The organism is Caulobacter segnis, from assembly GCF_029543125.1.
GTDB classification, from domain to species: domain Bacteria; phylum Pseudomonadota; class Alphaproteobacteria; order Caulobacterales; family Caulobacteraceae; genus Caulobacter; species Caulobacter segnis_D.
The window spans coordinates 644,772-665,342 of record NZ_JARQWW010000003.1 but is presented as its reverse complement, the minus strand read 5'-3'; the positions used below and the strand labels follow the sequence as shown (position 1 = coordinate 665,342).

Here is a 20,571-nt window from a genome sequence, read left to right as displayed (position 1 = left end):
CCAAGTTAAGCACGCCGGTCTAGCGGCGCCACCATCCGCGACGCTTGGTCGTCGCCGGGCCCGAAATCTCGTTCGGATCGGGCTCGGCCGGGGCGGCTTCGGGTTCCGGTTCGACCGGCGCCTCGACGACCGGCTTGGGGGCGGTCTTCTTGGCGGCCGGCTTCGGGGCCGGAGCGGGTTCGACTTCAGCCTCGACCGGCGCCGTTTCAACGGCTTCCGGCTCGGCGTCGGTCTTCTTGCGCGAGCGGCTGCGGCGCGGCTTCTTCGGCGCTTCGTCCTTGGCCGGCAGTTCGACCCACACGTCCTGCTCCTCAGCGGGAGCAGCGATCACGGGCGCGACTTCAGCTTCGGCCACGGCCTCGACCGGAGCGGCCTCGACAGCTTCGGCAGCGGCGCCGCGACGGCCACGACCGCGACGGGCCGGCTTGGCGGGCTTTTCATCGACCGAAGCGGCGACCGTTTCAGCCGGAGCGGCCTCGGCGACGGCCGCCTGGGGCTCACGCGCCGGGCGAGGCGGGGCGTCGTTGGCCGGACGCGGTTGCGAGCCGTCCAGATCGGCCACGTTGTGCCAGACGAACGGATCGTCGCCGAACGGCACGCGCGGGCGGGTCCAGGTGAAGGAGTCCGCCGGACGGGAGTCGTCGCGCATGCGGCGACCGCCGCGACGGCCGCGGCGGCGGCGGCGGCGCGGGCCGTCCTCGTCGTCGTCACCTTCGGCGTCGAAGTCATCTTCCTCGCTCGCGGGGCGGGCGGCCTGTTCAGGACGCTCCTCATCGCGGCGGCCGCCACGACGACGGCGGCGGCGGCCGCGACCGTTGCGGCCTTCGGATTCCTCGCGGCGCGGGCGGGCGTCGGACTCCTCGTCCTCGTCCTCGCTCTCGTCGATGATCTCTTCGTCTTCCTCTTCTTCCTCCTCCTCGGCGACGAAGTCGTCTTCGGGTTCGGGAGCGGAAGGCGCGGGGAGACCGTAGTCCGGGATCGGACGGGCGGCGGCTTCACCGTTGCGCTGGATGTCGAAGTCGCCCGAGTGCATCAGCTCGTCGATCACCACGACCACGAACAGGCCGTGGCGCTGGTGCAGACCGGCCAGATAGGCGCGCTTCTCGTTTAGGATGTAGAGGCCGACCGTGCGGTTGACCTTCAGGATCACCTCGCCGCCGCCGCGCAGGGCTTCCATCTCGATGCCGCGCAGGGCGGACAGGGCGGAGGACTCGACGGTGCGGACGCGGCCGGCGCCTTCGCAGTGCTCGCAGACGTGGGTGGTGGCTTCCAGAACGCCCGAACGGCGGCGCTGGCGGCTGATCTCCATCAGGCCGAAGGCGCTGATCTTGCCCATCTGGACCCGCGCGCGGTCGTCCTTCAGGCAGTCCTTCAGCTTCTTCTCGACGGCGCGGTTGTTCTTGCCCTCGTCCATGTCGATGAAGTCGATCACGACGAGACCGGCGAGGTCGCGCAGCCGCATCTGGCGGGCGGCTTCCTCCGCCGCCTCCAGGTTAGTCTTCAGGGCCGTCGCCTCGATGTTGCGCTCACGGGTGGAGCGGCCCGAGTTGACGTCCACGGCCACCAGGGCCTCGGTCTGGTTGATCACCAGATAGCCGCCGGAGCGCAGCGGCACGACCGGCGAGTAGATCTGGGACAGGTGGTCTTCGACCTTGTGCGCCACATAGAGCGGGGTCGGTTCGCGCCATTGCTGGATCTTCTTGGCCTGCGACGGCATCAGCATGCGCATAAAGTCGCGGGCTTCGCGGAAGCCGGCCTCGCCCTCGACCCAGATCCCGTCGAGATCCTTGTCGTACAGGTCGCGGATGGCGCGTTTGACGAGGTCTTCCTCCTCGTAGATCAGCGCCGGGGCGACCGAGCTCATGGTCGTCTCGCGGATATTCTCCCACAGACGCATCAGATATTCGTAGTCGCGCTTGATCTCGAGCTTGGTGCGCTTGGCGCCCGCCGTGCGGACGATCAGGCCCATGCCCTGCGGCACGTCCAGGCTCTGGACGACGGTCTTCAGGCGCTTGCGGTCGGTGGCCGTGGTGATCTTGCGGCTGATGCCGCCGCCACGGGCGGTGTTGGGCATCAGGACGCCGTAGCGGCCGGCCAGGGAGAGGTAGGTGGTCAGGGCCGCGCCCTTGTTGCCGCGCTCTTCCTTGACGACCTGGACCAGCATGATCTGCCGGCGGCGGATCACTTCCTGGATCTTGTAGCGCTTCATCAGGCGCCGGCGGCGGCGCTCGACTTCCTCTTCCATGACGTCGTCGTCGTCGTGGTCGGAGGCGGCGCGCACGATCGGCTCGCCATCCTCGTCCAGCTCCGGCGCGGCTGGGGCGTGGTGATGATCGTCATCCTCCTCGGCGACCTCGCGCATCAGCGCTTCGCGGTCGGCGACGGGAATCTGATAGTAATCCGGGTGGATTTCGTTGAAGGCCAGGAAGCCGTGACGGTTGCCGCCGTACTCGACGAACGCCGCCTGGAGGCTGGGCTCCACGCGGGTGACCTTGGCTAGATAGATGTTCCCGCGAAGCTGTTTGCGGGTCTGGCTTTCGAAATCAAACTCTTCGACGCGAGTTCCATCCACGACCACCACACGCGTCTCTTCGGCGTGAGCGGCGTCGATCAACATTTTCTTCGACATTAAGGCGATCTCCACGGCGCGCGGCAGGCATGCAGCCCGGGCGCCGGCTTGTGATGAGGGCGCGCGCGGCCGCGCTGCTCGCGCCGCCGAAGCGGATCTTGCGAGCGGCGTTTAGCCGGAAGCGGGCGTGTGCGACGCAGCCCATGGGTTCAATTCCCTGACGCGCCGGTGAGGCGCGGATCGGATGACGCGTCGATGCCGATAATGGCGGCTCTGACCCGACGCGGGCCGGGGTGCGATAGCGCGCGTCGTCAAAGACACAGCGAACGCGCGCGTACTTTTGCAGCATCGGGCCGCAAAAGGGAAGCGCCACGATACGTGCGGCGTCTTAACCACTTGCTCACCATGATCTGGCCAAATGACAGCTTCTGCGCCATGGCGTGTATTTTCGGGGCTCTGGTTGATGGGCGCGAGGGTTAAAGGGTCTGGGATCAAGTGGACGGCGCTGGCGCTGTCGGCGGCGCTCGCCGCTGGCGCGGCCGCGGTGGCGTTCGCCCAGGGACCTGAATCCGCCGGTCTGACCAAGGTGCGATTCGGCGGCGACCGCTTCGAGACGCGCGTGGTGCTGGAGCTCGACAAGGAGACCAGCGCCAAGCTTCTGGCCGATGGAACCCTGGACCGCCGTGTGGTCCTGGCCATGCCGCGCACCACGGTCACGGGCGACCTGCAAGGCGCGGGCTATGGCCTGGTGAAGGCCTGGATGGTCGAAGAGGCCGCGGGCGGCGCCCGCCTGAGTCTTGATCTGCGCCAGGACGCCGAGGTCCGCCGCCGCTTTCTGCTGCCGCCGTCGGACGGCGCAACCAATTATCGCTATGTGATCGACCTGCGGGCCAAGGGCGCGCCGGCCGCGCCGCTGGCTTCGGAGGCCAAGGCCGCCCTGGCGGCCACCCCGATCTCGACCGCCTCGCCGCCGCCGCTGCGCCTGAAGAAGGTCGTGGTGATCGACGCCGGCCATGGCGGCAACGACCCCGGCACCTCGGGCGCTCACTACAAGGAAAAGGAGCTGGTGCTCGCCGCCGCCCAGAGCCTGAAGACCCGGCTGGAGCGCAGCGGCAAGTACAAGGTGCTGTTGACCCGCGATACGGACGTCTATGTGCCGCGCGAAGGCCGGGTGCAGATCGCCCGCCGCGCCGACGCCGACCTGTTCATTTCGCTGCACGCAGACGCCGGCCCGAACCCGTCGACCCAGGGCGCCAGCGTCTACACCCTGTCCGAGAAGGGGCAGGGGCGTGTGGCCGAGGTCGCGAACAAGAACGACTGGTTCATGAACGCCAGCCTGTCGGGCGGCGACAAGGCGGTCAGCCAGATCCTGCTGGACCTGACCCAGCGCACCACCAAGAATCGCTCGGCCATGTTCGCCGAGACCCTGCTGGAGAAGGTGAGCGGGGCGGAAATTCCGCTGCTGCGCCGCAGCCATCGTGACGCCGGCTTCGTCGTGCTGCTGGCGCCGGATGTTCCGGCCGTGCTGTTCGAGATGGGCTTCATGACCAATCCCGATGACGAGGCGCGCCTGTCCGATCCGGCGTCTCGCAACCGCATGACGTCCGCCATCGGCGACGCCATCGACGCCTATTTTGCTCAGCAGACGCGGCTGGCCGCTCGGTAAACCATGTTCGCGAGGGGATGCGGCCACTGGCCCGTTGGCGCCCTGCGCGGAGCACGATAGAGGACGGTCTGCGGGACGGTTTCCCGCGGAGGTCAGTCGAGCTTGAAACCGCTGCAAAAGTGGGCCGCGATCGCCGGGGTGACGGCGCTCAGCGTCATCGCCTTGGCGGGCTTCGCTGTGGCTGTGTACGCCGCCTGGCTTTTCCACGACATGCCCGACGCAGGCGATCTGCAGGACTATCGTCCGCCTACCGCCACGCGCGTCTATGCCTGGGACGGCACCCTGATCGGCGAGTTTTCGCGCGAGCGGCGCATCTTCGTGCGCTACGACCAGATACCGCCGCACTTGATCTACGCCTTCCTGGCCGCCGAGGACCGCAATTTCTTCGAGCACAGCGGCGTGGATGTGGGCGGCCTGTCGCGCGCCATGATCAAGAACGTCGGCAACGCCACGGCCGGCCGCCGCCTGGAAGGCGGTTCGACCATCACCCAGCAGGTGGCCAAGAACGTCCTGCTGACGTCCGACCGGACGGTGGGCCGCAAGCTGAAGGAGGCGATCCTCGCCCAGCGGCTTGAGAGCAGCCTGACCAAGCAGCAGATTCTCGAGCTGTATCTGAACGAGATCTGGCTGGGCTACCGCTCCTACGGCGTGGCCGTGGCCGCCTACAACTACTTCGGCAAGGCGATCAACGACCTGACCATCGCCGAGGCCGCCTATCTGGCCGCCGTGCCCAAGGGGCCGGACAACTATCACCCGATCCGCAACAAGGCCCGGGCCGTCCAGCGCCGCAACTGGGTGCTGGGTCAGATGGCCGAGGCCGGCTGGATCACCCGCGCCCAGGCGCAGGCGGCGATGAAGGAGGACCTGAAGGTCCAGCCCGCGCCGACCCGCGCCCAGTACCGCGACGCCGACTACTTTGTGGAGGAGGTGCGCCGCCGCGCCCTCGCCACCCTGGGGCCGCGCCTGAACGAGGGCGGCTATTACATGCGGACGACTCTCGATCCGCGCCTGCAGTCCTCCGCCCGTGAGGCCCTGATGGAAGGGCTGGAGCGCTACGACCGCCGTCACGGCTGGCGCGGCGCGTGGGGTCAGGTCGAGGTTGCCGAGGGCTGGGAGGCCGCGGCCCTGAAGAAGAGCCCGCCGTCCGAGCGTCGCGCCTGGCAGGCCGCGCTGGTGGACAGCGTGTCCGGCGGTTCGGTGCGCGTGCGCCCGGCCAAGGAAGGCGCGCCGGGCCTGCTGGCGTCCGAGGATGTGGCGTGGGCGCGAGCCGGGAAGGGGCTTTCGGCCGGCGACCTGGTGTTCGTGGAGCCCGCGCAGGGCGGCGGCTACCGTCTGAAGCAGGTTCCGCTGGTCAACGGCGCGCTGGTGGCCATGGAGCCCCATACGGGCCGCGTGCTGGCCATGGTGGGCGGCTACTCCTTCTCGCTGTCGAAGTTCAACCGTGCGACCCAGGCGAAGCGCCAGCCGGGTTCGGCCTTCAAGCCGTTCGTCTACGCCACAGCGCTGGAGAACGGCTATACGCCCGCCAGCACCGTCGCCGACGCCCAGATCAGCCTGGTCGGGGCGAAGGAGGGCGAGGTCTGGTCTCCGGAGAACTACAACCACGAATATTACGGCTCGTTGCCGCTTCGCCGGGGTCTTGAGCTGTCGCGCAACACCATGACCGTGCGCCTGGCGCAGGGCGTCGGCATGCGGAAGATCTCCGACATGGCGGTGCGCACCGGCGTGACCGACAAGATGCTGCCGGTTCTGGCCATGGCCCTGGGCGCCGGCGAGACCACGCCGTTCCGCCTGACCGCCGCTTATGCACCGTTCGCCAACGGCGGCCGCAAGGTGGAGCCGCACCTGATCGAGCTGGTGCAGGACCGCGAGGGCAAGACCCTGCTGCGGGCCGACAAGCGCGAGTGCCCCAAGTGCGGCTCCGGTTTCAACGGCGAAGAAAGCCCCCGCCTGCCGGTCACCGGTCAGCAGGTGATGGACCCGATCACGGCCTATCAGATCACCTCGATGCTGGAAGGCGTGGTCCAGCGCGGCACCGCCACCCAGGCGCGGGTTCTGGGCCGTCCGGTGGCGGGCAAGACCGGCACCACCAACGAGTACCGCAGCGCCTGGTTCGTGGGCTACACGCCGCAGATCATCGTCAGTGTCTTCATCGGCTTCGACGACAACCGCTCCCTGGGCTCCAGCGAGACGGGCGGGGTGGCCAGCGTGCCGATCTTCATCGACTTCATGCAGGAAGCCATGAAGGGCGTGCCGCCGACCCCGTTCAAGGAGCCGAAGAACGCCAAGTTCGGCTATGTCCGCGGCATGCGTGAAGCGTTCCGCCCGGGCACCGAGCCCAAGCCGGTGACGACGCCGCTGATCCCCACCGGCCCGATTCCCTATGGTCAGATCGCGCCCACAGCCCCCGGACAGGCGCCGCCCAAGCGCGACCCTGACCTGACCGGATTGTATTGACGGGCCGCGCACGCTATCTGCGCCGCTCGAATTCTAGGAGTGTCACATGAGACCGGATGTCCAGGCCGCCGCGGCCGACATCGAGCAGTCGGTCGGACTGCTGCGCCGGCGTCTCGACTGGGAGCCTGCGCTTCGCAAGCTTGATGAGCTGAACGCCCGGGTCGAGGACCCGACCCTTTGGGACCGCCCGTCGGAGGCCCAGGCCGTCAGCCGCGAACGCGCCGCCCTGGCCGCCCGCGTCGAGGCCGTGCAAAGCCTCGAGCGCGAACTGAAGGACGCGGTCGAATACGCCGAGTTGGCGGACATGGAGAGCGATGAAAGCTCTCTGGAGGACGCCCGCGCCCAACTGGCCGCCCTGAAGGAGCGCGCCGCCCGCGCCGAGCTGGAGGCTCTGCTGTCGGGTGAGGCGGACGGCAATGACTGCTACCTGGAAATCAATTCCGGCGCCGGCGGCACGGAGTCGAACGACTGGGCCGGCATGCTGCTGCGCATGTATACCCGCTGGGCCAACGCCCACGGCTACAGCGTGGAGCTGATCGAAGAGACCAGCGGCGAACAGGCGGGGATCAAGTCCGCCACCCTGCAGGTGAAGGGCCCGAACGCCTATGGCTGGCTAAAGACCGAGGCCGGCGTCCACCGCCTGGTCCGCATCAGCCCCTATGACGCCGCCGCCAAGCGCCACACCAGCTTCGCCTCGGCGTGGGTCTATCCCGTGGTGGACGACACCATCGAGATCGAGATCAACCCTGCCGACGTGCGGACCGACACCTACCGCGCCAGCGGCGCCGGCGGTCAGCACATCAACAAGACGGACTCGGCTGTGCGTCTGACGCACATTCCGACCGGCGTGGCCGTGGCCTGTCAGGCGGGCCGCTCGCAGCACCAGAACCGCGAAGAAGCGTGGAAGATGCTGCGCGCGCGCCTGTACGAGTTGGAGCTGCAGAAGCGTGAAGCCGCGCAGCAGGCGCTGGAAGATCAAAAGACCGACATCGGCTGGGGTCATCAAATCCGGTCGTACGTTCTTCAGCCGTACCAGATGGTCAAGGATCTGCGGACGGAGGTTGAAACCTCCGACACCCAGGGGGTTCTGGACGGCGACCTCGACCAGTTCATGGGCGCGGCCCTGGCTCAGCGGGTCGGCGCCACCCGGGACGCGGTGGAAGGCTAGAAATGAAAAAGGCCCGCATTCATGCGGGCCTTTTGCTTATTCGGCGGCGGGGAGGGCGACCACGTCGGCTTCCGGCTGCGGCGCCGCGGCGGGCGCGGGGCGCTGGAGCTTGAGGCTTCGGCCCTGGAAGTAGGCGCCGATCTCCATCGACAGCTGCTCGTGGGTGATGTCGCCATCCACGTGGGCGGTGCTGAAAAGGCGCACCTGCTTGGCGGTGATCGCGCCCGAGACGCGGCCGCGCACATCGACCGTCTCGGCGGTGATGGAGCCCTGGACGTGGCCGGTCTCGCCGATGGTCAGGCGTTCGACCTTCACGTCGCCCTTGATCGTGCCGTCCAGATGCAGGTCGCCGCCGCCGGACAGGTTGCCCTTGATGGCGATGTCGGCGCTGATCAGGGACGCGACCTTGGGGGCGCTGTGACGACGGCCCCCGTCATGGACGGCGGGCAGGTTCTCGACGGTCGCGCCGCCCTTAGCTGTTTGCTTGCTGAACATAGTCGCCGGCCCTCACAAAGCGGTCTGGGTTCTGCGCCTTGCCGTTGACCCAGACCTCGTAATGCAGATGCGGGCCGGTGGAGCGGCCCGTGTTGCCCATGCCGCCGATCCGTTGGCCGACGCCGACCCGCTGGCCCGGACGCACGCCGATGGCCTGGAGGTGGGCGTAGCGGGTCTTGAAGCCGCTGCCGTGATCGATTTCGATGGTGTTGCCGTAGCCCGAGCGGACGCCCGTGAAGGACACGACGCCCGGCGCAGTGGCGCTGATCGGGGTGTTGATGCCGCCGGCGAAATCCAGGCCCGAATGCAGGGCGGGACGGCGGGTGAAGGGATCGAAGCGCACGCCGAAGCCGCTGGTCTTCACCGCATAGGCCGGACGGCCGAGCGGCAGGCGGTTGGCGGCGGTGGACAGGCTGCGCATGTCCGACATGTTCGACGAGGCGCGTTGGATGCGCATGGCGAAGTCCGGCTCCACGTCCAGGACGGCAGCCAGGGCGCGGGGGTCTTTCGCCTCGATCAGCGGCCCGCCCAGCGAGCCGCCGCGATTGACGTAGGATTCGGGGTTCAGGCCGGCGAGACGGAAGGCCACGCGCAGGCGCTCGGCTCGCGTCTTGGCGTAGGTCTCGGCCGACTGGATCAGGCGTTCCTGGTCCATGCGGGTGGCGTTGATGCGTTCCACCGGATTGGCTTCGGCCAGGCGCGGGGCGGCGGGCTTCAGGGCTTCGGCCGCGCCGGGCGCGCCCTTGAAGTCGCTGACCAGCATGGCCAGGGCGGCATGGCGACGCTCGACCGAGGCGGCCAGGTCGTCGACCGAGCCGTTGACCGCGGAAAGCTGGGCGATGGCGCTGTTGAGGCGGGCCTGACGGTCCGCATTCATCCGCTCGTTCTGCGCCTTGATGCGCATGACCTGCTGGTCTGCGGCGTTCAGCGACGACGCGTTGATCAGCATCGCGACGGTCGAGACGCCCGTCCACAGGGCGAGGCCGGCGACGCCGCCGGCGATGACCATCTGTTTGGCAGGGGTCAGAACAACGCCACGCATCTGGCCGCCGGAGCGGACATAGAGATGCCGTTCCGGAAAAAGCTCATGGAGCGATCGCCACAGTCGCCTGAAGCGTGTCATGCCCACCCCGCACAATTACTCACGACGGCCGGGATAAGGGCACAAACTTAAGAAGCGGTGCAAGAGGCGAAAAGCACACGCAGGCGCGGCAAAGATGCACCATTAATGGTTAATGGCGCGTCAATGGGATTTTGTTGTGTGGACAGCCTAATGCGAAGGCAGTCGGTTGGTTCCGTCAAAGCGCGCGAACGACCTCAAGAACCTGCGCCGCGTGCCCGGAAACCTTCACCTTACGCCAGATATGGCGGATCACCCCTTCGCCGTCGATGACGAAGGTGGCGCGGTCGATGCCCATGTACTGGCGGCCGTAGAGGGTCTTCTCGATCCAGACGCCGTAGCTTTCGACCATGCCGCCTTCAGGATCAGCGCCGAGCTCGACGGTCAGGTCGTGCTTGGCGCGAAATTTCCCGTGCTTCTTGGCGGTGTCCTTGGAGACGCCGACCACCACGGCCCCGGCCTTGGCGAAATCGTCCCGGGCGGCGGAGAAGTCCAGCGCTTCGGTCGTGCAGCCAGGGGTGTCGTCCTTGGGATAGAAGTAGAGCACGACCGTCTTGCCCTTCAGCCCCGACAGGCTGATGCGGCCGGTGTCGGTCTCGAGATCGAAATCGGGGGCGCGGTCGCCGACGGACAGTTCGGTCATGCTCTTAATTCCTCAGTCGGGTCTCAGACCGGCTTCACCAGAACGATCTTCTTCTTGCCGGCGGCCAATTTGATGACGCCGTCGACCAAATCGGCCTCGGTCACCATGACGTTGGCGTCGGAGACGGCTTGGTCGTTCATGCGCACGCCGCCGCCCTGGGCCAGGCGGCGCGCTTCGCCGCGCGAGCCGGCCAGGCCGGCGTCGGTGAACAGGGCCGCGAGCTGAACGCCCTCGGCCAGGGTCGCGGCCGGGACTTCGAAGGTCGGTAGGTCGGCGGAGAGGCTGCCTTGCTCGAACAGCTTCTGGGCCGCGTCGCGGGCGGTCTTGGCGGCCTCCTCGCCGTGGGCCATGCGGGTGGCTTCGTCGGCGAGCACCTTCTTGGCGTCGTTGATGGCGGCGCCTTCCAGGGCCTCAAGCCGCGCGACCTCGTCCAGGGGCAGGTCGGTGAACAGGCGCAGGAACTTGCCGACGTCGGCGTCCTCGGTGTTGCGCCAAAACTGCCAGTAGTCGTAGGGGCTAAGCTGTTCGGCGTTCAGCCACACGGCGCCGGCGGCGGTCTTGCCCATCTTGGCGCCCGAGGCCGTGGTCAGCAGCGGGGTGGTCAGGCCGAAGGCCGGTTTCTGGTCCACGCGGCGGATCAGCTCCACCCCGTTGAGGATGTTGCCCCACTGGTCCGAGCCGCCCATCTGCAAGACGCAGCCGCGGGTGCGCTGCAACTCCAGGAAGTCCGTGGCCTGCATGAGCATGTAATTGAACTCAAGGAAGGTCATCGGCTGTTCGCGTTCCAGCCGCAGCTTCACCGAGTCGAAGGCCAGCATGCGGTTGACGGTGAAGTGGACGCCGAAGTCCCGCAGGAACTGGATGTAGCCCAGCTTCGACAGCCATTCGTCGTTGTCGACCATCACGGCGTCGGTGGGGCCGTCGCCGAAGGTCAGGAACTTCGAGAACACCTGCTTGATGCCGGCGATGTTCGCCTGGATGTCGGCGTCGGACAGCAGCTTGCGGCTTTCGTCCTTGCCGGTGGGGTCGCCCACCTTGGTCGTGCCGCCGCCCATCAGGACGATGGGCTTGTGACCGGCCTGCTGCAGGCGGCGCAGCATCATGATCTGGATCAGGCTGCCCACGTGCAGGGACGGGGCCGTGGCGTCGAAGCCGATGTAGGCCGTGATCGTTCCCTTGGCCGCCGCTTCATCCAGCTCCTCCGGATGGGTGATCTGGTGGATGTAGCCCCGCGCCTGCAGGGTCTGCAGGAAGTCGGACTTGAACGCGGGATCGGCGGACATGGCGGTGCTCTCTTCAGTCTGGGTGCGCGCGTTTAGCACGGCTGGGGTGGGGATGGTCGTGGATTTCATGAGTCCGGGCTTGGATTGAAGGCCGGAGACACGGGCTGTGTGGAAGACATGCCGCCGGCGGTTGGGCGGCAGGCAGGATCGCGGAGCCGCTCGCTAGGACTGCGAGCGGTAATAGAGGCCGGAAAGGGCGCGGCGAGCGATCATGGACGCTAGCTACCCGCCGCAGGGAATGGCAGTCAAGGCGCATGAAGGTTCTCGGATTCATGACGGGCACGTCCCTGGACGCCGTCGACATGGCGGTGCTGGAGACGGACGGGGAGGCGATCAGCGCCTTCGGACCGGCGGGCGAGCGCAAGCTGAGCGACGCCACGCGCGATCTGGTGCTGGCCGCCACCCATGACGCCCTGAAGTGGGAGCGCGGGACGCCGAAGCCGGAAAGCTTCGCCCCAGCGGCGCAGGCGGTGGCGGATGAGCATTTCGCCGCCGCATCGAGCTTCCTGGAGGAGCACGGCCTGACCTGGGCGGATTTCGACCTCGTCGGCATGCACGGCCAGACGGTTCTGCACGAGCGGCCGACCGCCGAACGGATCGGGCGGACGATACAGTTGGGCGACGCTCAGGCGCTGGCCGACAGGGCGGGTGTTCCCGTGGCTTTCGACTTCCGCACCGCCGACGTAGCGGCGGGCGGGGAGGGGGCGCCGCTGGCCCCGATCTATCACTTGGCGCGAGCCCGGGCCGGGGGATTGGAGCCGCCGGTGGCGATCCTGAACATTGGCGGGGTGGCCAATGTCACTCTGATCGACGCCGATGGGACCATGCTGGGCTTCGACACCGGACCGGGCAACGGGATGATCGACCTGCTGATGCAGGAGCGCGGGGCGGGGCGGTTCGACGCCGGCGGCAAGTACGCCAGCGTCGGGGCGGTTGACGAGGCGGCCCTGAACGCCATGCTGGCCCATCCTTATTTCGAGGCCGCGCCGCCCAAGAGCCTGGACCGCTACGACTTCTCCCTGGAGCCGGTGGCCGCCCTGCGGCTGGAGGATGCGGCCGCGACCCTGGTGGCGTTCACGGCGGCGGGCGCGGCGAAGGGCGTGGCCTATGCCGCCGTGCAGCCCAAGGCCCTGATCGTCTGCGGCGGCGGGCGGCATAATCCGGAGCTGATGAAGGCGCTGGAAAAGGTCATGCCCATGCCGGTGAGGACGGCGGAAGACCTGGGATGGCGTGGGGACTCCATTGAGGCGGAGGCCTTCGCCTATCTGGCGGCGCGCACGGCCAAGGGGCTGCCGATCAGCTTTCCCGGCACCACGGGGGTGAAGGCGGCCATGACCGGCGGGCGGATCGTGACACCCCGTGCGTGAACGGTCCTTCACCAAGCTGAACCGCAGATAACGACAGGCTCCAGTGGCGTTCAGCTTGAGCGCTCTAGGGTCTCCTCACTGGCTGATCAAAAACCAGAGGAGACCTGATCATGACCGCCAAGACGAAGAACACCCTGGCCGCTGTGACGGCCGCCTCGATCGCCGCCATGCTGGCGACGACCGCCGCGCCCACCATGGCGAGCGCCGCGAACCTGAAGCCGGTCATCGGCTGTGAGGCTCCCGGCGGCAAGCAGGAGGGCGGCGCCCTGATCGGCGCGATCCTGGGCGGCGTCCTGGGCAGCAACCTGGCCAAGAACGACCGCGGCACGGGCACTGTCATCGGCGCCGTCGGCGGCGCGGCGGCGGGTTCGGCCATCGGCTGCAAGATGCAGGAGAAGCGGACCGCCAACGAATACGGCGGCACGTACAAGAGCGGTGGCTACAAGTTGGCCTCCTACGTCCAGCCCGCCCGCTATGACGGTCTGAACGAGATGTTCGTCGCCACCTCGACGGTGAATGTCCGGGCCGCCCCGACCACCCGCGGTGCGAAGACCACCTCGCTGACCCGCGGTCAGACCTTCAAGGCCATGGCTGTGGCGAACGAGGGCGAGTGGATCCTGGTGGGCCGTGACGGCGTCGGCATCGGCTACGTCCACGCCGACTACGTCCGTCCGGCGAACGGCGGCTACCGCTACGCCAGCTACTAATCCCATCCATATGTACATATGGATTTACAAGGGAGGCCCGGACGGTTCGCCGCCCGGGCCTTTTTCAATGCCTCCTTCGAGACGCGGCCTCAAGGCCGCTCCTCAGGATGACGGACTCAAAGCCAACCCAACCTTCGTCGTGCTGAGGTGCGCGGCAGCGCGTCTCGAAGCACACTAGGCCTCAAGCCTTCTCCACGAAGCTGTCGATGACCTTCTTCTCGCCGGCCTTGTCGAAGGAGACGGTGAGCTTGTTGCCCTCTACGCCCTTCACGGCGCCATAGCCGAACTTCACGTGGAAGACGCGGTCGCCGCGCTTGTAGCCGTTGGAGGCAGCCGACGGATCGGAGACGGCGACCAGGCGGCCGTCGCCCTCGATCACCGGGCCCCGCGAGCCGGAGCCTGAGCGGACGAAGCTGGCCGAGCGGTCCTGGGCCCGCTTCCAGCCGGGGGAGGTGTAGCCGGAGTCGAAGGCTGGCTGATCGTCCCAGCGGCTGGCCGCCTGCTGCATGCCGGGACCGCCGCCGTAATAGCCGGTCTCGGACCCCGCCTCGACATTGGCGAGCGGCAGTTCGTCCACGAAGCGGCTGGGAAGCTGGCTGGTCCAGCGGCCATAGACCTGACGGTTGGCGGCGAAGGAGATGCGAGCTTCTTCGCGGGCGCGGGTGATGCCCACATAGGCCAGGCGCCGCTCTTCCTCCAGGCCCTTTTCGCCCTTCTCGTCCATGCTGCGCTGGGACGGGAAGACGCCTTCTTCCCAGCCTGGCAGGAAGACCAGCGGGAATTCCAGGCCCTTGGCCGAGTGCAGGGTCATGATCTGGACGTTGTCGTCGCTGGAGCCGCGATCCAGGTCCATGACCAGGGAGACGTGCTCCAGATAGGCCTCCAGGGTGTCGAAGGCGGCCATGGACTGGACCAACTCCTTCAAGTTCTCGAGGCGGGTCTGGCTGGTCGGCCCTTTGTCGGCGCGCAGCATGTCGGTGTAGCCGCTCTCCTCCAGCACCGTCTCCATGAGGCGGGCGTGGTCTAGGCTGTCCTTCATGGAGCGCCAGCGGTCGATGTCACGGATGAAGTTGGCCAGCGAGGTGCGCGTCTTGGCCGCCAGTTCGTCGGTCATGACGACGCCGCGCGAGGCGAGGGTGGCCGAGATGTTGTTGTTGCGGGCCACGGCCAGCAGCTTCTGGACCGTGGTGTCGCCGATGCCGCGCTTGGGAACGTTGACGATCCGCTCGAAGGCCAGATCGTCGTCTTCCGAATTGATCAGGCGCAGATAGGCGTGCGCGTCACGGATTTCGGCCCGCTCGAAGAAGCGGGGGCCGCCGATGACGGTGTAGGGGATCTGCAGCAGGACGAAGCGCTCTTCGAAGCTGCGCATCTGGAAGGAGGCGCGCACCAGGATGGCGACGTCCTTGTACTTGCGGCCGCTTTTCTTCCAACGCTCGATCTCGTCGGCCACGAGGCGGCTTTCGGCCTCGCCGTCCCAGACGCCGGCGACGCGGACCTTCTCGCCGTCCTCGCCCTCGGTCCACAGGGTCTTGCCCAGGCGGCCCTTGTTGGCGGCGATCAGGCCGGAGGCGGCGGCCAGGATGTGGCTGGTGGAGCGGTAGTTGCGTTCAAGCTTGACGACCTTGGCGCCGGGGAAGTCCCGCTCGAAGCGCAGGATGTTGTCCACCTCCGCGCCGCGCCAGCCGTAGATCGACTGGTCGTCGTCGCCCACGCAGCAGACATTCTGGCGCTTCTGGGCGAGCAGGCGCAGCCACAGGTATTGGGCGACGTTGGTGTCCTGATACTCGTCCACCAGAATGTATTTGAAGCGCTGGTGGTAGTCCTCCAGCACGTCCGGGTGGTTCATGAACAGGGTAAGGTTGTGCAGCAGCAGATCGCCGAAGTCGCAGGCGTTCAGCGTGCGCAGGCGGTCCTGGTACATGCGGTAGCAGGTTCCGCCCTTGCCGTTGGCGAAGTGCTCGGCCTCGCCCGGAGGCAGCTTGTCCGGCGTCCAGCCGCGGTTTTTCCAGTGATCGATCAGGCCGGCGAGCGCCTTGGGCGTCCAGCGTTTTGGGTCGATGTTCTGGGCTTCGAGCACCTGCTTGATCACGCGTTCCTGGTCGTCGGTGTCCAGGATGGTGAAGTTGGACTTCAGGCCCACCAGCTCGGCATGGCGGCGTAGAATCTGAGCGGCCACGGAGTGAAAGGTCCCCAACCAGCGCAGGTCGGCGGCCTGACCGCCGATGATGTGGCCGATCCGCTCGCGCATCTCGCGCGCGGCCTTGTTGGTGAAGGTAACCGCCAGCAACTCCCACGGGCGCGCCTTGCCGGTGGCGAGGATGTGGGCGAGGCGGGTGGTCAGGACGCGGGTCTTGCCCGTGCCGGCGCCGGCCAGGACCAGCACAGGACCGTCGGTCGCCTCGACGGCGGCGCGCTGTTCGGTGTTAAGGCCGTCCAGATACGAGCCTTGCGGACCGTCGGCGCGGGCGAGGTCGGAGATGCGGACGGCAGGCAGGTCGGACACGGAAACAAAACTCTCTGATTCAATGGAACATATGTAGCACAAACGCCGCCCGGCTTAAGGGGCGGGAACGCGCTTACGGCTGGGTCGTTCAGGCATTGGGAGGCGTGTGATGTCTGATCCTGACGAACCGCAAGGTGAAGAGCGCGGACAGGTGCCGCTGCTGCTGTGGGCGATGATCGGCGTGATCGTCGTCGGGGCGGTCGCCCTGTGGCTGGTCTTCGGGACCGAAAAGAAATCCGTCTCCCGGACGACCACTATTCCGATGACCGAACCGCAGAAGGCGCCGGAGACTACGCGCCCCGTGCAGAGGTGAGCACGCGATTGAGCGCAAAGACCCGGCAGGCGGACGCTAGAGGGCGGTCGCCGCGGCTTGCGTCAATCTGCAGCAGGAGCTTGGCCATGCTCTCCTCCTGCTTCGCCGCCTCGTCCAAAATCGCCCAGAATTCAGGCTCCAAGGCGAGGGACGTGGCGTGACCGGACAGGTTCACGGAGCGTTTGGAGAGACCGGCCAACGGCGCCTCGGCTTGAAAAAGGGTGACGGCCGCGTCAGGTTCGCGCGCCCGTGGAGACCCGTTCTATGGACATGACCGCCGACCTTGCAAGGCGGCCCACCAGCCGCGCCACGCCGGGCAGGTTCTCCCTGCAGCCGGTGCGCGCCCTGCAGGCCATGCGCCGCCTGATCGCTGACAAGGAAGACACCCAGCAGGTCTTTGAGATCATGCGCGCCCTGTCGGGCAAGACGATCCCGCGGGGCTACCGCCGGTTGCTGTCCACGCCCAAGGGCGGCTACATCGCCTATCAGCGCGAAGAGTTCGCCGACCGCCTGTCGGACCACGCGTGGCTGGCCAGCTTCGGCCCCGGGACGGTGGGCGCGGCCTATCGCGACTTCATCGCGCCGCGCGGCCTGTCAGCGGAAGGGTTGGCGGATGAGAGCCGCAAAGTCCCTGACAACGATGTGGACGCGGCCCATCCCTATGCCTGGTTCGGGCGTCGCGTGCGTGACATCCACGATGTCTGGCACGTCCTGACCGGCTACGGCACGGACGGCTTCGGCGAAGTGTGCGTGGTGGCCTTCTCCTATGGCCAGACGGATAATCTCGGCTTCGGCTTCATCTCTTTCGCCGGGGCGCGGGAGTACATGAAGATGCGCTCCGGCCACCCTTTCGGACGTGCGGCTTGGCAGGCCTATCGCAACGGGCGCAAGGCCGCCTGGCTGCCGGGCGAGGACTACAACGCCCTGTTCGCGGAAGATCTGGAGGCCGCCCGCAAGCGGCTGAAGATCGACGCGCCGGACCTGTATCTGGCGATCCCGTCGCAGGAACGCGACCGCTTGGGCCGGCCTGCGATGGCGCTCTAGTCCTTGTCGAGCTTCGCCTGATCGAGCGCTCGCTCGGCCTTTTCGGCGCGGGCCTCGTCCAGGGATTTCTCGGTCTTGGTGCGGCCGAAGCGGGCGCGGTTCTCCACCGCCGCCGTTTTGCCAGCTTCCTTCGCCTTGGCCTTGCGGGCCTTGTTGAAGTTGATGACCTCGGCCATCAGCGAGCTCCCGCCGGGCTGACCACCACGGAAGACTCGAGGCGCAGCGGCTGACCCTTGGCGAGCGGGAATGGCTGGCGGCCGGGGAAGACGCAGTTCTGCATCGACAGCGACTTGCGCAGAATCCAGCTCGTGATCGGCTTGCCCTGGGCCTTGCAGCCGAAGTGGATGGTCCAGGCGGGGTAGGCGGCCTCCTTGGGCCATTCCAGGGCCATGACGCCGCCGGCCTCCACCGCCTCGTTCGTCGGCGTCACCGGCTTGCCGTCGGAGACGAAGCTCAGGGCGTCCGGCTTTATGGTGCGGATGGAGAAGCCGCCATAACCCTTCACATCGTCGCTCCCGCCGAGGGCGAAGCCGCCCACGACGGGGGTGATGACCGTTTCGAAGTCGATGCGGCGTGCGCCTTCGGGGCCGAGCTTCCGGGGCGCGACCTTGGTGACCTCATTGGCGATCACCACGCCCTTGGCGTCCAGCCAGTCGACCTTCACCGTCAGCACGCCGTCAGCGAAGGCGCGGTCGGTGGTGCGGAAGCCCAGCCCCTGCATGAACCAGCCGTCACCGACGGAGGCGCCGTTCGCCAACACCTGGTGCCAGCTCCAGAACACGCCGCGGTGGTGGATATGGTCGGCGGGTTTCTCTTCCGTCAGCACGGTCTTGCCGTCGGGCGCGTAGAGCGGGTGGACGAAGTTCAGGCGGCCGGGATCGGCCGGATCGGCGGCCTTGGTGCGGTAGAACAGCACCGGCTTGCCGCCGTCGGTCACGGTGACGCCGTCGCCCGCCATGGTCGCGGCGATCTGGGCGGAGGCGGGAGCGGTCGAGACAACGGCCGCGGCGAAGGCGAGGGGGAGAAAGGCACGCATGTGGGGACGATGCCGTCTCGGCCGCTTCGGTTCAACGATGATTGAACCTGAATCCGGTCAGGCCGTTGGAACAGCCGACGGGCCGCCCCCGAGGCCCGCAAGAGGAGACGATCCGATGATCACCCCCACCCAGATCCGCGAACATTTCGAAGTTGTCGGTTCGGACGACAAGCACGTCGGCCGCGTCGACCATGTGGTCGGCCAGGAGATTGAGCTGGCCAAGCTGGATCTCGGCGCCGGCTTCAAGCACCACATGATCCCGCTGTCGTGGGTCGATTATGTGGATGAGGCCAAGGAGAAGGTTCGTCTGAACCTGACCCAGGATCAGGCCAAGGCTCAATGGCGCGAGAAGCACTAGAAGCTTCCCGCCCTAAGAAAGAAGGCCCGCCTTTCGGCGGGCCTTTTGTTTAGCGGACCGAGGCGCAGAAGCGCTGAATGCGCCCGCACGCGTCCTCCAGCACCTCGTTGGAGGTTGCGTAGGAGATGCGGAAGAACGGCGACAGGCCGAAGGCCGCGCCGTGGACCACGGCCACGCCTTCCGCTTCCAGAAGCTCGACAGCGAAGTCTTCGTCCGAATTGATCACCTTGCCGCTGGGCGCGGTCTTGCCCAGCAGGCCGGCGCAGGACGGATAGACGTAGAAGGCGCCTTCCGGCGTGGCGCACTGGATGCCGGTGGCCTGGTTCAGCATCGAGACGACCAGATCGCGGCGTTCCTGGAACAGCTTCTGGTTCGGCTTGATGAAGTCCTGCGGGCCGTTCAGCGCTTCGACCGCCGCGTGCTGCGAGATGGAGCAGGGGTTGGAGGTGGTCTGGCTGATCATCTTGGCCATGGCCTTGATCAGCGGCTCGGGGCCGGCGGCGTAGCCGATCCGCCAGCCGGTCATGGCGTAGGCCTTGGAGACCCCGTTCATGGTCAGGGTGCGGTCGTAAAGCTTGGGCTCCACCTGGGCGATGGTGAAGAATTCGAAGTCGTCGAACACGAGGTGCTCGTACATGTCGTCGGTCAGCACCCAGACCTGCGGGTGGCGCAGCAGGACGTCAGCGATCGCCTGCAGGTCCGCCTTGGTGTAGGCGCCGCCCGAGGGGTTCGACGGGGAGTTCAGGATCAGCCACTTGGTCTTGGGGGTGATCGCCGCCTCAAGCGCCGCCGGCTCCAGCTTGAAGCCGTTGTCGGCGCGGGTCTCGACCGAGACCGGCGTGCCGCCAGCCAGCAGGACCATGTCGGGATAGGACACCCAGTACGGGGCGGGGATCACCACCTCGTCGCCCGGGTTCAGGGTGGCGACCAGGGCGTTGTAGATCACCGGCTTTCCGCCGGGGGCCACGTGAACCTGGCTCGGCTTGTAGGTCAGGCCGTTCTCGCGGGCGAACTTGGCGCAGATCGCCTCCTTCAACGCGGGCATGCCGTCCGGGTCGGTATATTTGGTCTTGCCGTCCTGAATGGCCTTGATGGCCGCCGCCTTAATGTTGTCCGGAGTGTCGAAGTCGGGCTCGCCGGCGGAGAGCGCGATCACATTGCGGCCGGCGGCTTGCAGCGCCCGCGCCTTGGCGCTGATGGCGATGGTGGCCGAGGGCGCGATGCGGCGCAGGGCGGCGGATTCGATGGACATGGCGGGTCAGGGCTCCCCTGGAAGGTTTCAGGATTGCGGCGGTCTTTACGCGCGGTCGTGCTGCGGCGCAACGAATGGAACCCCATCAGGCGCGGCTCTTTTTGCACAGAGGTCAAAGGCGAGGATCGCATGCGTCATCTTTCATGGATCGGAGCGGCGTTCCTGCTGGCCGCCTGCAACGACACCCCGCCCCAGGATGCGGGCGCTTCGCAGGCGACATCTTCTCCCGTGACTTCGGTGCAAGCGCCGAGCCGCGCGCCGTCGGTCGCGGCGCCGCCGCGCTATGTCGGCCGATGGGCGGCGGCCGAGACGGCCTGCGGTCACGCGGCGTGGCGGTTCCAGGATCGCAGCGTCTCCACGCCCGGCGAGGTGTCCTGCACCTTCAAGGACGTGCGCGAGGCGGCCGGCGGCTACGATGTCGATGCTTCCTGCCTGGCGGAGGGGCAAACGGCTGACGGCCGACTCCGCCTTCGGTTCACGGAGGTCACAGAGCGCATGACGGTCGAGGGCGGGCCGTTCGACTGGAAGGCTGACCTTATCTATTGCGGACGGTAGAGCCGGCTTGACCCGCCCGGACGGATCGGCGA

At 67.4% G+C, this 20,571-nt stretch carries 19 protein-coding genes; 9 read left to right on the top strand and 10 right to left on the bottom strand.

What is annotated here, in order from left to right; genetic code table 11:
- Positions 1 to 19: 19 nt before the first annotated feature.
- Positions 20 to 2,629 carry an Rne/Rng family ribonuclease gene (locus P7B02_RS12260; protein WP_277786623.1) on the bottom strand — a complete coding sequence of 870 codons (2,610 nt, stop codon included), beginning with the start codon at positions 2,627 to 2,629 and terminating at the stop codon, positions 20 to 22.
- A 403-nt stretch (positions 2,630 to 3,032) separates the two neighbouring features.
- On the opposite strand from P7B02_RS12260, the gene P7B02_RS12255 reads away from it, so the two are divergent.
- The 3 genes from P7B02_RS12255 to prfB all read left to right on the top strand — a co-directional run bounded on the left by P7B02_RS12255 (position 3,033) and on the right by prfB (position 7,860).
- The gene (locus tag P7B02_RS12255; RefSeq protein ID WP_277786622.1) at positions 3,033 to 4,235 is read left to right on the top strand and encodes an N-acetylmuramoyl-L-alanine amidase family protein; all 1,203 of its coding nucleotides are present in this window, start codon (positions 3,033 to 3,035) and stop codon (positions 4,233 to 4,235) included.
- A 102-nt stretch (positions 4,236 to 4,337) separates the two neighbouring features.
- A complete protein-coding gene (locus P7B02_RS12250; RefSeq protein ID WP_277786621.1) occupies positions 4,338 to 6,692 on the top strand; it encodes a penicillin-binding protein 1A in 2,355 nt (784 codons plus the stop codon).
- A 46-nt stretch (positions 6,693 to 6,738) separates the two neighbouring features.
- On the top strand, positions 6,739 to 7,860 hold the full coding sequence (prfB, locus tag P7B02_RS12245) for a peptide chain release factor 2 (RefSeq protein WP_277786620.1): 1,122 nt from the start codon (positions 6,739 to 6,741) through the stop codon (positions 7,858 to 7,860).
- Between the two features lie 36 nt (positions 7,861 to 7,896).
- Here the strand turns inward: prfB and P7B02_RS12240 are convergent, their stop codons facing one another.
- From P7B02_RS12240 to tyrS, 4 genes are all read right to left on the bottom strand, one after another.
- On the bottom strand, positions 7,897 to 8,355 hold the full coding sequence (locus P7B02_RS12240; RefSeq protein WP_277786619.1) for a bactofilin family protein: 459 nt from the start codon (positions 8,353 to 8,355) through the stop codon (positions 7,897 to 7,899).
- Positions 8,333 to 9,478 (bottom strand): peptidoglycan DD-metalloendopeptidase family protein, encoded by a 1,146-nt coding sequence (locus P7B02_RS12235; RefSeq protein ID WP_431355810.1) that lies wholly within the window; start codon positions 9,476 to 9,478, stop codon positions 8,333 to 8,335. Before P7B02_RS12235 ends, P7B02_RS12240 begins: the two co-directional genes overlap by 23 nt.
- Before the next feature lie 175 nt (positions 9,479 to 9,653).
- Positions 9,654 to 10,118 (bottom strand): peroxiredoxin, encoded by a 465-nt coding sequence (locus P7B02_RS12230; RefSeq protein WP_277786617.1) that lies wholly within the window; start codon positions 10,116 to 10,118, stop codon positions 9,654 to 9,656.
- 23 nt (positions 10,119 to 10,141) lie between these two features.
- A complete protein-coding gene (gene tyrS / locus P7B02_RS12225) occupies positions 10,142 to 11,470 on the bottom strand; it encodes a tyrosine--tRNA ligase (protein ID WP_277786616.1) in 1,329 nt (442 codons plus the stop codon).
- Positions 11,471 to 11,655: 185 nt separating this feature from the next.
- Here tyrS and P7B02_RS12220 point away from each other — a divergent pair, with 185 nt between their 5' ends.
- Complete coding sequence (locus P7B02_RS12220; protein WP_277786615.1) at positions 11,656 to 12,768, top strand: anhydro-N-acetylmuramic acid kinase; 1,113 nt, start codon at positions 11,656 to 11,658, stop codon at positions 12,766 to 12,768.
- A 110-nt stretch (positions 12,769 to 12,878) separates the two neighbouring features.
- Complete coding sequence (locus tag P7B02_RS12215; protein WP_277786614.1) at positions 12,879 to 13,475, top strand: SH3 domain-containing protein; 597 nt, start codon at positions 12,879 to 12,881, stop codon at positions 13,473 to 13,475.
- Positions 13,476 to 13,656: 181 nt separating this feature from the next.
- Here the strand turns inward: P7B02_RS12215 and P7B02_RS12210 are convergent, their stop codons facing one another.
- Entirely contained in the window at positions 13,657 to 16,023 is a 2,367-nt protein-coding gene (locus P7B02_RS12210) for an ATP-dependent helicase (protein ID WP_277786613.1), read from the bottom strand.
- Positions 16,024 to 16,090: 67 nt separating this feature from the next.
- Between P7B02_RS12210 and P7B02_RS12205 the strand changes: the two genes are divergently transcribed.
- A complete protein-coding gene (locus P7B02_RS12205; RefSeq protein WP_277786612.1) occupies positions 16,091 to 16,294 on the top strand; it encodes a hypothetical protein in 204 nt (67 codons plus the stop codon).
- On the opposite strand, the gene P7B02_RS12200 is transcribed toward P7B02_RS12205, so the two are convergent.
- Complete coding sequence (locus tag P7B02_RS12200; RefSeq protein WP_277786611.1) at positions 16,272 to 16,493, bottom strand: ribbon-helix-helix domain-containing protein; 222 nt, start codon at positions 16,491 to 16,493, stop codon at positions 16,272 to 16,274. The two genes, P7B02_RS12205 and P7B02_RS12200, sit on opposite strands and share 23 nt — an antisense overlap.
- Positions 16,494 to 16,558: 65 nt before the next feature.
- On the opposite strand from P7B02_RS12200, the gene P7B02_RS12195 reads away from it, so the two are divergent.
- Positions 16,559 to 17,338, top strand: a complete 780-nt coding sequence (locus P7B02_RS12195) for a Coq4 family protein (protein ID WP_277786610.1) — start codon at positions 16,559 to 16,561, stop codon at positions 17,336 to 17,338.
- Here P7B02_RS12195 and P7B02_RS12190 read toward each other — a convergent pair.
- Both P7B02_RS12190 and P7B02_RS12185 read right to left on the bottom strand, forming a co-directional pair.
- Positions 17,335 to 17,514, bottom strand: a complete 180-nt coding sequence (locus P7B02_RS12190) for a DUF4169 family protein (RefSeq protein ID WP_277786609.1) — start codon at positions 17,512 to 17,514, stop codon at positions 17,335 to 17,337. The two genes, P7B02_RS12195 and P7B02_RS12190, sit on opposite strands and share 4 nt — an antisense overlap.
- Complete coding sequence (locus tag P7B02_RS12185; RefSeq protein WP_277786608.1) at positions 17,514 to 18,374, bottom strand: DUF6807 family protein; 861 nt, start codon at positions 18,372 to 18,374, stop codon at positions 17,514 to 17,516. Before P7B02_RS12185 ends, P7B02_RS12190 begins: the two co-directional genes overlap by 1 nt.
- A gap of 115 nt (positions 18,375 to 18,489) precedes the next feature.
- Here P7B02_RS12185 and P7B02_RS12180 point away from each other — a divergent pair, with 115 nt between their 5' ends.
- Positions 18,490 to 18,732, top strand: a complete 243-nt coding sequence (locus tag P7B02_RS12180) for a DUF2171 domain-containing protein (RefSeq protein ID WP_277786607.1) — start codon at positions 18,490 to 18,492, stop codon at positions 18,730 to 18,732.
- Positions 18,733 to 18,781: 49 nt separating this feature from the next.
- Here P7B02_RS12180 and P7B02_RS12175 read toward each other — a convergent pair whose 3' ends face one another.
- Positions 18,782 to 19,984, bottom strand: coding sequence for a pyridoxal phosphate-dependent aminotransferase (locus P7B02_RS12175; RefSeq protein ID WP_277786606.1), 1,203 nt, complete (start codon positions 19,982 to 19,984; stop codon positions 18,782 to 18,784).
- Between the two features lie 129 nt (positions 19,985 to 20,113).
- Here P7B02_RS12175 and P7B02_RS12170 point away from each other — a divergent pair, with 129 nt between their 5' ends.
- Complete coding sequence (locus P7B02_RS12170; RefSeq protein WP_277786605.1) at positions 20,114 to 20,539, top strand: hypothetical protein; 426 nt, start codon at positions 20,114 to 20,116, stop codon at positions 20,537 to 20,539.
- The last annotated feature ends 32 nt before the right edge of the window (positions 20,540 to 20,571 follow it).

Excerpts from the sequence above, each read along its gene's own strand:
- P7B02_RS12260 (WP_277786623.1), bottom strand. The coding sequence starts at position 2,629 with ATGTCGAAGAAAATGTTGATCGACGCCGCTCACGCCGAAGAGACGCGT.
- P7B02_RS12255 (WP_277786622.1), top strand. The coding sequence starts at position 3,033 with ATGGGCGCGAGGGTTAAAGGGTCTGGGATCAAGTGGACGGCGCTGGCG.
- prfB (WP_277786620.1), top strand. The coding sequence starts at position 6,739 with ATGAGACCGGATGTCCAGGCCGCCGCGGCCGACATCGAGCAGTCGGTC.
- P7B02_RS12240 (WP_277786619.1), bottom strand. The coding sequence starts at position 8,355 with ATGTTCAGCAAGCAAACAGCTAAGGGCGGCGCGACCGTCGAGAACCTG.
- P7B02_RS12235 (WP_431355810.1), bottom strand. The coding sequence starts at position 9,478 with ATGACACGCTTCAGGCGACTGTGGCGATCGCTCCATGAGCTTTTTCCG.
- P7B02_RS12230 (WP_277786617.1), bottom strand. The coding sequence starts at position 10,118 with ATGACCGAACTGTCCGTCGGCGACCGCGCCCCCGATTTCGATCTCGAG.
- tyrS (WP_277786616.1), bottom strand. The coding sequence starts at position 11,470 with ATGAAATCCACGACCATCCCCACCCCAGCCGTGCTAAACGCGCGCACC.
- P7B02_RS12220 (WP_277786615.1), top strand. The coding sequence starts at position 11,656 with ATGAAGGTTCTCGGATTCATGACGGGCACGTCCCTGGACGCCGTCGAC.
- P7B02_RS12215 (WP_277786614.1), top strand. The coding sequence starts at position 12,879 with ATGACCGCCAAGACGAAGAACACCCTGGCCGCTGTGACGGCCGCCTCG.
- P7B02_RS12205 (WP_277786612.1), top strand. The coding sequence starts at position 16,091 with ATGTCTGATCCTGACGAACCGCAAGGTGAAGAGCGCGGACAGGTGCCG.
- P7B02_RS12195 (WP_277786610.1), top strand. The coding sequence starts at position 16,559 with ATGGACATGACCGCCGACCTTGCAAGGCGGCCCACCAGCCGCGCCACG.
- P7B02_RS12190 (WP_277786609.1), bottom strand. The coding sequence starts at position 17,514 with ATGGCCGAGGTCATCAACTTCAACAAGGCCCGCAAGGCCAAGGCGAAG.
- P7B02_RS12185 (WP_277786608.1), bottom strand. The coding sequence starts at position 18,374 with ATGCGTGCCTTTCTCCCCCTCGCCTTCGCCGCGGCCGTTGTCTCGACC.
- P7B02_RS12180 (WP_277786607.1), top strand. The coding sequence starts at position 18,490 with ATGATCACCCCCACCCAGATCCGCGAACATTTCGAAGTTGTCGGTTCG.
- P7B02_RS12175 (WP_277786606.1), bottom strand. The coding sequence starts at position 19,984 with ATGTCCATCGAATCCGCCGCCCTGCGCCGCATCGCGCCCTCGGCCACC.
- P7B02_RS12170 (WP_277786605.1), top strand. The coding sequence starts at position 20,114 with ATGCGTCATCTTTCATGGATCGGAGCGGCGTTCCTGCTGGCCGCCTGC.